The 12,386-nt window shown below is 70.6% G+C and carries 13 protein-coding genes; 5 read left to right on the forward strand and 8 right to left on the reverse strand.

What is annotated here, in order from left to right:
- Positions 1-74 precede the first annotated feature (74 nt).
- From AB0F77_RS35185 to AB0F77_RS35195, 3 genes are all read left to right on the forward strand, one after another.
- On the forward strand, positions 75-782 hold the full coding sequence (locus AB0F77_RS35185; RefSeq protein ID WP_361956151.1) for an isochorismatase family protein: 708 nt from the start codon (positions 75-77) through the stop codon (positions 780-782).
- Between the two features lie 89 nt (positions 783-871).
- Complete coding sequence (locus tag AB0F77_RS35190) at positions 872-2,743, forward strand: BTAD domain-containing putative transcriptional regulator (RefSeq protein ID WP_361956154.1); 1,872 nt, start codon at positions 872-874, stop codon at positions 2,741-2,743.
- 109 nt (positions 2,744-2,852) lie between these two features.
- A complete protein-coding gene (locus AB0F77_RS35195) occupies positions 2,853-3,665 on the forward strand; it encodes an alpha/beta hydrolase (protein ID WP_361956157.1) in 813 nt (270 codons plus the stop codon).
- 153 nt (positions 3,666-3,818) lie between these two features.
- Here the strand turns inward: AB0F77_RS35195 and AB0F77_RS35200 are convergent, their stop codons facing one another.
- The 8 genes from AB0F77_RS35200 to AB0F77_RS35235 form a co-directional block, all read right to left on the reverse strand.
- Positions 3,819-4,634, reverse strand: a complete 816-nt coding sequence (locus tag AB0F77_RS35200; protein WP_361956160.1) for an enoyl-CoA hydratase/isomerase family protein — start codon at positions 4,632-4,634, stop codon at positions 3,819-3,821.
- Positions 4,631-5,893: a cytochrome P450 gene (locus tag AB0F77_RS35205; protein ID WP_361956163.1), complete on the reverse strand. Its 1,263-nt coding sequence runs from the start codon at positions 5,891-5,893 to the stop codon at positions 4,631-4,633. Before AB0F77_RS35205 ends, AB0F77_RS35200 begins: the two co-directional genes overlap by 4 nt.
- A gap of 154 nt (positions 5,894-6,047) precedes the next feature.
- A complete protein-coding gene (locus AB0F77_RS35210; protein ID WP_361956235.1) occupies positions 6,048-7,346 on the reverse strand; it encodes a cytochrome P450 in 1,299 nt (432 codons plus the stop codon).
- 89 nt (positions 7,347-7,435) lie between these two features.
- Positions 7,436-8,044, reverse strand: a complete 609-nt coding sequence (locus tag AB0F77_RS35215) for an ATP/GTP-binding protein (protein WP_361956166.1) — start codon at positions 8,042-8,044, stop codon at positions 7,436-7,438.
- Entirely contained in the window at positions 8,016-8,393 is a 378-nt protein-coding gene (locus AB0F77_RS35220) for a DUF742 domain-containing protein (RefSeq protein ID WP_361956169.1), read from the reverse strand. Before AB0F77_RS35220 ends, AB0F77_RS35215 begins: the two co-directional genes overlap by 29 nt.
- Positions 8,390-8,794, reverse strand: coding sequence for a roadblock/LC7 domain-containing protein (locus tag AB0F77_RS35225; RefSeq protein WP_361956172.1), 405 nt, complete (start codon positions 8,792-8,794; stop codon positions 8,390-8,392). The genes AB0F77_RS35220 and AB0F77_RS35225 overlap by 4 nt, the downstream gene beginning before the upstream one ends.
- A complete protein-coding gene (locus tag AB0F77_RS35230; RefSeq protein WP_361956175.1) occupies positions 8,791-10,005 on the reverse strand; it encodes an ATP-binding protein in 1,215 nt (404 codons plus the stop codon). Before AB0F77_RS35230 ends, AB0F77_RS35225 begins: the two co-directional genes overlap by 4 nt.
- A gap of 319 nt (positions 10,006-10,324) precedes the next feature.
- Positions 10,325-11,278, reverse strand: a complete 954-nt coding sequence (locus AB0F77_RS35235) for a hypothetical protein (protein ID WP_361956178.1) — start codon at positions 11,276-11,278, stop codon at positions 10,325-10,327.
- A gap of 138 nt (positions 11,279-11,416) precedes the next feature.
- Between AB0F77_RS35235 and AB0F77_RS35240 the strand changes: the two genes are divergently transcribed.
- A complete protein-coding gene (locus AB0F77_RS35240; protein WP_361956181.1) occupies positions 11,417-11,791 on the forward strand; it encodes a hypothetical protein in 375 nt (124 codons plus the stop codon).
- A gap of 111 nt (positions 11,792-11,902) precedes the next feature.
- The gene (locus tag AB0F77_RS35245) at positions 11,903-12,241 is read left to right on the forward strand and encodes a hypothetical protein (RefSeq protein WP_361956184.1); all 339 of its coding nucleotides are present in this window, start codon (positions 11,903-11,905) and stop codon (positions 12,239-12,241) included.
- The last annotated feature ends 145 nt before the right edge of the window (positions 12,242-12,386 follow it).

Raw genomic sequence — 12,386 nt, forward strand, 5'->3', positions numbered from 1 at the left:
GCTTGCATAGGGAGAAGAAGTTGAGCATTCAACGGTCACTTCTTCAATCATCTCCTCTCGCAAAGGATCCCGTCATGGCCAATCCGACCCGTAGGCAGGCACTCAGGACCGGCGCCGTCGTGACCGGCGCGGCGGCCGTCCCCTCGCTGGCCGGCACCGCGTCCGCCATGAGTGCCCGCAGCAGTTCCGACGTGCTGTTCACTCCGCAGAACTCGGCGCTCGTACTGATCGACTACCAGCCCGAGATGGTCGACGCCGTCACCTCGATGAACACGGACCTGCTCCAGCTGAACGTGAAGGCCCTGGCCCGCATCGCCCGGTTGCTCGACGTCCCCACGGTCCTCACCACCGTGGGCGTGCAGGCCGGAGTCAACCACCCCACCATCTCCGCGCTGCGCGAGGAGGTGCCGCACCTCACCGAGTACGACCGCATGAACATGAACGCCTGGCAGGACGAGCCGGTCCGCCGGGCGATCAAGGCGACCGGGCGCCGCAACCTCGTCTTCGCGGCGCTGTGGACCGAGATCTGCCTCGCCTTCCCCGTCGTCAGCGCCCAGCAGGAGGGCTACCGGACGATGTTCGTCGCCGACGCGGTCGGCGGGACGAGTCCGGTCGCGCACGAGAGCGGGATCCAGCGCATGATCCAGGCGGGCAGCGTCCCGAACTCGTTCCTCGGCGTCCTCGGCGAGTGGGTCCGCGACTGGTCCGACCCCCGCTCGGACGCCGGACGCGAGGTCGTGCCCTGGTACTGGGCCGAGCTGGCCAAGATCGACCTCGGCTGACGGGGCGTCGGGCGGCGGCCACATGATGCGCACTTCATGGCCACAGCGGACCGGTCACCATGCCGTTCATGAGAAGGGGCGGGGAGACGATGGAACTCCGATTCGCGGTACTCGGTCCGACCCGGGCCTGGCGTGACGGTACCGAGCTGCCGCTGGGCTCGCCACAGCAGCGCGCGACGCTCACCACCCTGCTGCTGGGCGAGGGCGCGCCGGTGAGCGCGGCCGAACTCGTCGACACGGTCTGGGGCGGCGGCGCGCCCCGCACCGCGACCAGTGTGCTGCGCACCTACGTCTCCAGGCTGCGCCGCGTCATCGGCGCCGACGTGATCGGTTCGTCCTGCGGCGGGTATGTGCTGCACACCTCGCCGGGCGCCCTGGACCTGGTGCTGTTCCGGGAGCGGATCGACAGCGCGCACGCGGCGCACCGGGACGGCGATCCGGCCGTCGCCGCCGGTCTGCTGCGTGACGCGCTGGCCCTGTGGAAGGGCGTGCCCCTGGCCGACGCCCACGGGGTGCGCGCGGAGGCCCGGCGCACCCTGCTGACCCAGCTGCACCTGACCGCCGTCGAGAGCCGGTTCGCCGCCGAACTGGAGCTGGGCCGGCACGTCGAGCTGATCGCCGAGCTCTCCGCGCAGGTCGCCGAGCACCCGTTGCGCGAGCGACTGCGCGAGATGCTGATGATCGCCCTGTACCGGTCGGGACGGCAGGCCGACGCGCTGGCCGCCTTCCACCAGGGCCGGGCGCTGCTCGCCGAGGAGATCGGCATGGACCCGGGGCCCGCCCTGCTCCGGATGCACCAGCGCATCCTCGCCGCCGACCCCGCCCTGCTGACGGCGCCGGTGGCGGACCGGCCGCCGTCCGGAAATCCGCCGCCCCTGCCGACGCCCGCGCAACTCCCGGCCCCCCTGCCCGACTTCACGGGCCGGCAGCGGCTGCTGGCCGAGGTGACCAGCCGGCTGAAGGCGCCGGACGGGATGCCCGTCGTCGGTCTCGTCGGTCTGCCGGGCGTCGGCAAGACCGCCCTGGCCGTACGAACGGCGCACGCCGTGAAGGAGGTGTTCCCCGACGGCCAGGTCTACGCGGACCTCGGCGCGACCGGGGAGCGGCCCGCCGACCCGGCGGCCGTGCTCGCGGCGTTCCTGCGCGCCTACGGCGTCGACGACCGGGCCGTGCCCGAGGCGCTCGACGAGCGCGCCGCGCTGTGGCGGACCACGCTCGCCGGCCGCCAGGTCCTGGTCGTCCTCGACGACGCGCAGGACAGTGCCCAGGTCCGCCGACTGCTGCCGGGCACTCCCGGCTCGGCCGTGCTGCTCACCAGCCGCTCACGCATACCCGAACTGCCGGGCGCCCACTGGTGCACGACGGACGTCTTCGACCCCGAGGAGGCCCTGGACCTGCTGTCGCGGATCGCCGGCGCCGAGCGGACCACGGCGGAACAGGAGGCGGCACGGCGTCTCGTCACGGCGTGTTCCCGTGTCCCGGCGGCGATCCGCGTGTCCGGCGAGCGACTCGCGGCCAGACCGCACTGGTCCATCGCCGCGATGGAGCGCGAACTGGCCCTGGAGGCGCGGCAGCTCACCGGTCGGCACCCGGACTGCGGGGCCTACGACGAGCCGCTCATGCGCGGCTACCGGCACCTGGACGCCGCGCAGGCGCGCGCGTTCCGGCTGGTCGCCCTGTACGAGGGCACCCACGTCGACCTGCGGACCGCGGCCGACGTCGTCCTCGGACTGCCCCTGGCGCGTACGGAACGGCTGCTGGAGTCGCTCGTGGACCTCCACCTCGTCGAGACGGACAGCCCCGGCCGGTACGCCTACCACGACCAGGTCAGGTCGTTCGCGCGGCGCCGGGCCATGACGGAGGACGGGATCCAGGTGTGCCGGGCCGTGCTCACCAGGCTGACCACCGAGAACACCCGGACGCCGGACGGCGCCGCCGCGGACAAGGACGGCGCCCGGTGACGAACGGACCGCCGACTCCACGCCCACTTCCTGTCCACACCGTCCTGCCTACGATCGGCCTGTGGCACACCGAGCGCCGCACCGCCCGCACCGAGCCGGAGACCCATCCGTGTCCTACTTCGCCCTCGAAGACCGCCGGCTTTTCCACACCCTCGAAGGACACGGCGAGGAGATGCTTCTCCTGGTCCACGGCGGGATGAGCGACTCGCACGACTGGACGTTCCAGGCCGGCCCGCTCACCGCCCGGCACCGGGTGCTCATGGTCGATCTGGAGGGCCACGGCCGGTCCACCGAGGCCCCGGCCGGTCACGGACCGAGCGACCACGCCGCCGACCTCGCCCTGCTCCTCCAGCACCTCGACGCCGGTCCGGTGACCGTCGTCGGGCACTCCTACGGCGCCCTCGTGGCGTCGATCCTGGCGGTCGAACACCCGCAAGCGATACGGGCCGTGGTCGCCGTGGACCCGGCCTGGGGGTTCTCCCCCGAAGCGGCCGCGGAGACCGCCCGGACCTTCCGCGTCCCCGACCCGGTCACGGTGGGCGTGGCGGTCCTGTCCCAGCTCGGGAGCACCGGTCCCGTCGGCACCGCCTCCCGGCTGGGCGAATGGCGCTGCCGCCGGGCCCTCGGCATGTCCGCCGCGGTCACCTCCGGTGTCTTCCTGGGCATCTTCGACACGGAGGCGGAGAAAACCGTTCGCGGCCGGGCCGAGGAGTACCTCCTGCGCCGTGACTGCCCCGTCCTCACCGTCTCGGCCGCCGCCTCACTGGAGGCGAAGGGCATCGACGCCACCTGGGACGCCACGGTGAGCCGCCACCCCTACAGCAGATCGGTCGTCTGGCCCGACGTCGGCCACTGGCTCTTCCAGGACCGCCCCGACGAGTTCACGGACCTGCTCGTCGACTGGATCAAGGACCTCCCCTGAGCGCCCGAAGGGGCGCGGGGAACTGCGCGAGCAACCACAACGAGCGCAGCGGACGAAAGCCGGCACACGCACGTCACAGCCGACCCCACGGAGCGAAGCGCGCCGTCGGCACTCAGCAACTCCCGCTCAGGAAGCCGAATGCCGACGCGCAAGTCAGCGAACCGGCAGGGAAACCACCCCGTCGACGCGCCGCCGGCGATACCCCTCCGCCGCCACCGCGGCCATCAGCTCGGGGTCGAACAGGGAGACGTCGGCGAGCCGGGTCGCCGCGGAGCAGGAGTTCAGCAGGGTCTTGGTGACACGCAGCGCCGCGGGCGAGCGCCGGACGACCGGTCTCGCCCACTCCGACACCGCGGCGTCGAGATCGGCGGCCGGCACGACGCGCTGCAGGATCGACAGGTACAGCGCCTCCTCCGCCCCGAACGCCCGCCCCGTGAGGATGAGTTCACGCACCCGCGCGGCCCCCACCTCGTTGAGCAGCCGCGGCAGCAGCCCGCCCCACGCGGTCGGCAGCCCGAGGGCGAGCTCCGGCAGCCGGAAGGTCGCCGTGTCCGCCCCCACCCGCAGATCGCAGGCGAGCGCCAGCGCCAGCCCCGCGCCGATCACCTTGCCGTGGATCCGGGCGACGGTCACCGCCGGGTTGCCGGTGAGCGCCTCGCAGACCCGCCGGGCCCTGACCCCCGACGCCCGGATGCCCGCGCCCCCGGGATCGTGGTGCAGGTGCTCGGCGTACTCGGTGCGGTCACCGCCCTGGCAGAAGTCCTCCCCCGCGCCGGACAGCACCAGGACCCGTACCTCCGGATCCTGGTCGTCGAGGACTGCCTGGAGTTCGTCCAGCATGGTGTCGGTGACGGCGTTGCCCTGGTCGGGAAGGTTGAGCTCGACGGACAGCACGGCCCCCGCCCGCTGCACGCGCAGCGTCTTGAACGGGAGGCTCGTCCGGAAGTCCGGTGGCGGCAACGAGGTCATGTCGTCACTTTCAGGGAGGCCACGCGCCGGAACACCATCCGGGGGGCGTAGGCGGGTGGCGAGAGGGGCCGCAGGTGTTCGAACCGTTCCAGCAGCGCGGTCAGCAGTACCCGGGCCTCCAGACGTGCGAGGGCCGCGCCGAGGCAGTAGTGGAGGCCGCCGCCGAAGGTGAGGTGGCTGCCGTCGCGGTGGATGTCGAAGCGGTGCGGGTCCTCGTTGACCCGCGGGTCGTGGTTGGCGGCGCCGTACAGCACGTGGACGACCTCGTCCCGGGCGACGGGCACCCCGGCGAGCAGCATGTCGGCGGCGGCGATACGGGAGTTGAGGTGGATGGGCGGGTCGTAGCGCAGGGTCTCGTCGATGGCCCGGTCGATGTGACCGGGGTTGCGGCGCAGCCACTCCCAGCGGGCGGGTTCCCGGCTCAGCAGCCACACCATGCTGGACAGCAGGGTCGCCGTGGTCTCCAGGGAGGCGATGGTGATGAACATGGTCAGGTCGTAGAGCACCTGGTCGGCGGCGGCCCGGTCGTCCGGGTACTGCGCGTCCCAGTGCCGGATCCAGTCCGACAGCACGTCGTTCCCGAGGTGGGCGCGGCGCTCGCGGAGCAGTGTCGTGAAGAAGTCCCTGATCTCCAGGGTGGCCTGGGCGGAGACGGCCAACTCGCTCTTGGTGGGCAGGAGTTCCTGCGCGTGCACCTGCCGGTGGGTGAAGCTGAGGATGTGCGCGTAGTGCTCTTCGGGGATGCCCAGCCAGGTCCCGACGGTGTGGACGGGCAGCCGTTCGCTGACGGTGTCGACGAAGTCGGCCTCGCCGTCCGTGTGCAGCCGCTCCGCCAGGTCGTCGAGCAGGCGGTCCACCTGCGCGGCGATGCCCGGTGTCATCTCCTCCAGGGTGGTGCGGTCGAAGAGGTTGCCGAGACTGCGGCGCTGACACGTATGGGTGGGTGCGTTGAGCCGGGAGAGCGTCCTGCTCATCTCCACGGTGGCCGGTGCCTGCCAGCGTGCCGGGTCGGGCTGCCGGTCCTGCCAGGCGAAGTCCGGGGTGAGCCAGTTCCTGCCGCGCAGCACCTGGTTGCAGGCGTCGAACCCGGTGACGAAATACCCGCCCCAGGGGGCGGGTACGACGTCACCGAGGCCGCGCAGTCGCTCCCAGACGGGCCACGGGTTGCTCTGGCCGGAAGGGGAACGCAGTTGCCGGAGAAGGGATATGACGGCTCGACGGTCGGTGATGGTGCCGCCTATGTCGCCAAGTGCGGTCACGCAGAGCTCCTTTGGCTGGCGCTTCCGTTACTGGCGGAACCTACCCCTCCCCTCTCCGGCGTCATGCGCCCTCGTGTGTTGCCCCTGTCACATGCGGCGTGTCACACGCGCCATGCCGCTTCTGGTATGGGATAAGCGGCATGGCGCGTACGGGTCAGACGCGCAGCAGGTCCAGGAAGCTGCTCCAGAACCCCTTCTTCTTCGGCTCCCCCACCCGCACCGGCACACTCGCGGACACCGGCATCGGCGCCTGCGGGTCGAGTGCCGGACGCACCACGGTCTTGGGGAAGGCCGACGCCATGCGCGTGGCGGGCGTCGGGCTGAACCGCACGGGCAGCGTGGCCAGGGCCCGGTGGAAGGGACCCTGCCGCCACTCCGCCTCGGCGGCCGGCACCGTGAGGACGATGTCGTGCAGGGCGTTGAGGAGTTCCTCGATCGCCGTGGTGGCGATCACCCAGGCCGGGTCCTTGGCCGGGCAGGCGTGCGGGCCGGCCCCCCACGCCAGATGGGCCTCGCCGCCGCGGACCTGGTCGAGCGCCGGGTCGGTGTTCGCCGCGGCGAAGCTGATCACCACGGGGGTGTTCGCGTCGACGTACACACCGTCGAACTGCACGTCCTGCACCGCGTAGTGCGTGGCGTAGTTCGCGATGGGCGGGTTGTTGCGCAGCACGTGGTCGAGGGCTTCCTCGATCAGTACGCCGGAACCGCTGGACCCGGGGGTGGACAGGATGTGCAACAGGCCGTTGCCGATGAGGTTGCGCTCCGGCTCCACGCCCGCGCCCATCAGCATGACCAGCTGGTCCTTGAGCTCCTCGTCGGACAGACCCGCCGGGTGCTGGATCAGCCAGGAGGTGACGTCATCACCGGGGGTGCGGCGCTTGAGGGAGATCAGCTCCATCAGGCATGCCGTCAGTTCCTCGTTGGCGCGCAGCGCGTCCTTGCCCTCGAAGATCGCCGACATCGAGGCCGTCAGCGTGTCACCGATGTCCGCCGGGCAGCCGAACAGCTTGTTGAACAGCAGCAGCGGCAGCAGCTTCGCGTAGTCGTTGATCAGGTCGGCCCGGCCGCGCTCGCTGAACTGGTCGATCAGGTAGGCGGCGATCGGCACGACGTCCCGGCGGATCCGGGTGAAGTTGAGCCGGTCGAGGCTCTCCGTCACCGCCTTGCGCAGCCGCAGGTGCACGGCACCGTCGGTGAACAGGCAGTTGGGCCGGTACGCCATCATCGGCAGGACGGGGTTGTCCAGCGCGATCCGGCCCTCGTTCAGCGCGGTCCAGCGGCGCGCGTCCCGGGCGAACAGCGACGGGTTCTGCAGCACCCTCAGGGCCGTCTCGTGCTCGACGACCAGGGTGGCCTCGACACCGGGCGCGAGTTCGACCGGACCGGCCGGGCCGTGCGCCCGCAGCTGGTCGTAGACCTGCTGGGGATCACGGGCGAAGCCGGCGTCGTGCATGGGGCATCTGGCGACGGAGGCGCCCGTGTGCGAAGTGTCCATGAAGTGTCCTTTGGTGCCCGGATGGTGGCCGGGTTACGGGGAGCGGTTCAGGCTGCGTGTTCGAGCAGGTGACGCACGAGAGTGATCAGCGCCTGGCCTGAGGAGCGCGTGTCACGGGCGTCGCAGTAGACGATGGGAGTGTCGGGGAGCAGGTCGAGCGCCTCACGGATCTCTGCCTCGTCGAAGCGGGTCTGCGAGTCGAAGCTGTTGACGGCGATGGCGTACTCGAGCTGGTACTCGTCGAGCAGGTCGATGACCGGGAAGCTCTCCTCCAGGCGGCCGGGGTCGACCAGGAGGAGAGCACCGAGCGCACCGCGCGCCATGTCCTCCCACAGCTCCACGAACCGCTCCTGGCCGGGCGTGCCGAACAGGTAGAGCACGATCTCTTCGCTCAGGGTCAGCCGGCCGAAGTCGAGTGCCACGGTCGTGGTCACCTTGTCCGGCACTCCGCGCAGGTCGTCGATGTGGAGCGACGCCTGCGTCATCTTCTCCTCGGTGCGCAGCGGAGTGATCTCCGACAGGGTCCCGATCATGGTCGTCTTTCCCACTGCGAAGTGCCCGACCACGAGAATCTTCACGGCGGTTGTCACCCCACTGGGGAGGTAGACGGCACCGGGCTGCTGCGGCTTAGCCGAAGCTGAGCTTTTCGAGTCCATGCAGAACCTTTTCGATGATCGCTCTGTCAACATTCTGGGCGCGGGGCGGTGCGGCACGGCACAGCAGGTGGTCCTGCTCGGCCAGGTCGGTCAGCAGCAGGCGGGTCACACCCACTGGCAGCCCCAGGTGGCTGGCGACCTCGGCCACGGACAGGTAGCCACCGCCGCACAGATCCCAGATGGCCTGGACCTCGGGGCTGGCTCCCGGCGGGATGTCCCGGTCGGGGGCCAGGGTGACCAGGGCGTGCAGCGCCAGGTCGTCCTCGGACGGCAGACGGCGGCCACCCGTGATGACGTAGGAGCGGATGAAGCCGCTGGTGACCGGCGCTTCCTCACCGGGGCCGGTCATGCCTCGCTACCGGCGATGTGTCGCGGCGCCGTGCTCATGGCCTCGCTGAGCGCGCTCACCGTCTTCTGCATGCGGAACGACAGCGTTCCCATGTCGACGTCCCCCGCCGCCGACACGGCGAGGTAGGAGCCGCTGCCCGCGGCACAGAGGTTGATCCAGCCGTCCTCGTACTCGATCAGCGTCTGCTTCCAGATGCCCTGGCGTCCTCCTCCCACGAAGTCGCCCACGGCCCGGCACAGGGACTGGATCGAGCTCATCGCGGCCGCGTTGCGCTCCGCCGAGCCGCGCTCGATGCCATCGGAGCGCTGGGTGAGCAGACCGTCGGCCGAGACGAGGATCGCGTGGCGGGCACCCCGCACTTCCAGCAGGTCGTTGAGCACCCACGACAGGTCGGGATTCACTTGTGTTCAGATCCTTCCGTGTTGTTCGAGACCCGGCCCAACCTGGTTCCGCGCGCGAAAGCGGCGAGCTGCGCGGCGGTGTTCGCGTTACTGCGGTCCGTGTCGGAGGCGACGGCCTCCTCCTCCTGTGCCACGGGCTCGTCCGCCGACCGCACCACCGACACCGGCCGCCGCTTGCGCTTGGGCAGCCCGCCGACGGTCGTCCCGACGATGTGCGTCGGACCCGGCACCGCCACTGCGACCCGGCGGCGCGGCGCCGTCTCGTCCCGGTGGTCCGGGACGGCCGGCTCGGGAACCTCGGTCGTCAGCAGCTCGTCCGGTACACGGATCACGGCACGCACGCCTCCGTAGGGGGAAACCGAATCGACGGAGACGGAGAAACCGTGACGGGAGGCGAGCATGCCGCACACGGCGAAGCCGAACTTCGGCGGGTCGCCGAGACCGGTGAGGTCCACGCTGTCGGTCGCCGCGAGCAGCGAGACGGCCCGGTCCTTGGTCTCCTGGCTCATGCCGAGGCCGGCGTCGTCGATGATCACGCAGACACCGGTCGGCACGGACTGGAGGCTGATCTCCACGGGCGTGCCCGGGGCGCTGTACTTGGTGGCGTTGTCCAGGAGCTCGGCCAGGACGACGGCGACCGCCTCCACCGCCTTGGCGGCGATGGAGATGTTCACCTGCGCGTTGACGCGGATGCGCTCGTAGTCCTTGATACGGCCCTGGGCGCTGCGGGCGACGTCGTACACGGACGCGGGTGCGTCACGCCGGCCGAGCCAGCCGCCGCACAGCACGGAGATGCCCTTGGCACGACGACCGAACTGGCTGCTCGTGTGGTCGATGAGCATGAGGTCGCCGAGGACCGAGGAGTTGTCGCCGTACTGCTCCTGGAGCCGGTCGATCAGGACCTGGAGCTCTTCGGCCTGGGACTGGAGGGTGCCCATGGCCGACTTGAGCACGGACTTCGTGGCGGACTTCGCGTCCTCCCCGACCTCGGCGAGATCCTGCGCGTGCTTGCTGTCGAGGCTCTGGTAGCTCGACTGCACCTGCCCGATCCGGCCGTGTGCCGCGTTCAGTTCGTTCTGGAGGTCGGCCTTGTCCCTCCGGAGAGCCATGTTGGTTCTCCGTGCTCGCAACACTGCGAAGGCCGTCACTGCGAAAGCCGCAGCGAAAAACAGCAGGATCCACAACAGCGAATCCTGGATCAATGCGGTCATGAGACTCTCTTCAAGTCGCCTCGCGTCGGAAGTGCCGACGGTCTGCGGTGCGCCGCGGAGGCGACTGGCCTCGCCCTGAGCCGCTGCCGTCACCGGCCGACCTACAGCCACTCCTTCGCGATGGGGCCCTAGAGACTGTGTCCCCCGAACGCGTTCATGACGCGCCGTCAGCCTGCTGAAAGTAAAATGATCTTATCAGCCATCACTCGGCCAACAAGCCGAATCTATAGGGCGTCTGACGTACCTTCACAAAGGCTACGCAGCCTGAGGCCGTACGGCGAACCTCCGTTCCACGGGGGCGAACGCTTTCGACGGCCGCTCACCCGTCCACGACGACCGTACGGTCGGCCGGGTAGGGGTAGGCGACGAAGGCGAACCGGCCACCGTCCGGTGACCAGCTGTTGACGTTGAGGCTGCCCTGACCTCCGAACAGGGCGATGTCGAGCAGTACGGTGTCCCAGTCCGCGACGGCGACCGTGCGGACCCGGACCGGCAGGTCCGCGGGGTGGCCCAGGGTGCCGGGCGGGAAGGCGACGAAGGTCACGTACCGGCCGTCGGGCGACATGTGCGGGAACCAGTCCACGTCGCCCGAGGTCCGCAGCCGCTCGAACCCGCTCCCGTCCGGCCGGATCCGCGCCAGCTGGGCGTGCCCGGGGGCGTCGGTGAACGCCTCGGTGTTCAGCAGGATCCACTCCCCGTCGGGTGTGAACTCGGCGCCGTCGCTGTGCCCGCGGCCGGTGTCCAGCCGCCGCGCACCGGCGTTCAGGACGTTTCCGGTGTCCCCGGTGTTCCCGGTGTCCGCGTCGGTGCTCCCGGCGGCCGGGGCGACGGTCACGGCTCCCGGCACGCGCGGATCGTCCCGGACCGTCTCGATGTAGGCGAGGGCCCGCCCGTCCGGGCTGACGCCGTGCAGGTACTGGCGGGTGGTGGGGTCGCCGGTGAGCCGCACGGCGCGCCCGCCGGCGAGCGCCACCCGGTGGATGTGCCCGTCCTCCCCCGACACGAGGACGTTCGCGCCGTCCGGGTGCAGCACGTGGTCGTTGTTGAGGTCCGGCAGCCCCTCGGTGGGGATCCGTACGCGGTCACCCGACGCCAGGTCCAGCCGCCACAGCACCCCGTCACCGTTGAGGACGAGCGCCTCGCCGTCGAGGGTCCAGTTGGGCGCCTCCAGCAGCACGCCGTCGCTCTCGTGGCACATCGTGATGCTCCGGTCGGCCACGTCGACGACCCATACCTGACACCGCTGCCCGTCCCCGAGCATCCGTCCGCCCATGCCCACCACTCCTCCACTCGCCTCACTGGACCGCCCCGCCTTCCTCGGACGAGGCGCGACAACAAAAAAAGCACACCCGGCTGATGGAGTGTGCGCGTCGGACACTCCATCACTGTCTCTCCGGGAGATCTGGTGCACATGAAGAAGACAGCACGCCGCACGGCGGCGGCGGCCCTGGGTGCCGTGGCACTCGCCACGGCCACTGTCGGTACGGGCGCGACGTCCGCCCAGGCGGCCACCCCCTGGTTCCTGGAGGTGTGTGCCTCCGGGGGCTACGCCCTGTTCGTGGAATCGCCTGCGCTGGGCATCCACGCGCCGGTGGACCCCCTGCGCTGCTTCAAGACGGGGATCCAGGGCATCGACGGGAACCCGTCCTTCGAGGTGAAGGTCTACGTACGGACCCCCACCAACAGCACGAGCCGCTACATCGCGTCCGCCCTCTACCGGGGGGACCAGGGCCTCACCCTCTACACGGCGGGCACCGCGGACAACCCGTACATGTACCCGGTGTGACCGGCACCCCGAAAGAGAACCACGACCTCACTCCATCGATTTCGAGGAGGGGCGATGCATTTCGGAAATGCAGCCCTCAAAAGCGCGGTGCACCGTTTCACCGCGACAGCCATGGGTGCGCTGACGGTCGCGGCCGCGACGGTCGGACTGGGCGCGGGGTCCGCGCAGGCGGCGACTCCGGAAACACTTGAGGTCTGCGCCCACGGCCTCTACCGCGTGCACGTGGCGGCGCCCGACCTGGGCATCGATCTGCGCATTCCCCCGGGTGCCTGCTGGCAGACGGGCGTCACCCGGGTGTCCGGAAACCCCAGTTACCAGGTGAACGCCTACGCGCAGCGGACCGAAGACGGTTCCGAGAGGTACATCGCGTCGGCGCTCTTCCGGGCCGACGGGGGTCTCAAGCTGATCTGCGAGGGGACCTACGACTCCCCCTTCATGTACTCGGCCTGAAAACCACCCTCACCGCGGGCGGGGAACACTAGTGAAAGTTCCAGTCCGGGGTGGGCCGGGACGGCCGGTGGGCGGGGGGCCGCTACGTTGTGGCCGTCCGCCCGGCCGACGGTGAGTGCCGCTCCGTCACGGGGACTCCGGAATA

The sequence above is a fragment of the Streptomyces sp. NPDC026672 genome, from assembly GCF_040638185.1.
GTDB lineage: Bacteria > Actinomycetota > Actinomycetes > Streptomycetales > Streptomycetaceae > Streptomyces.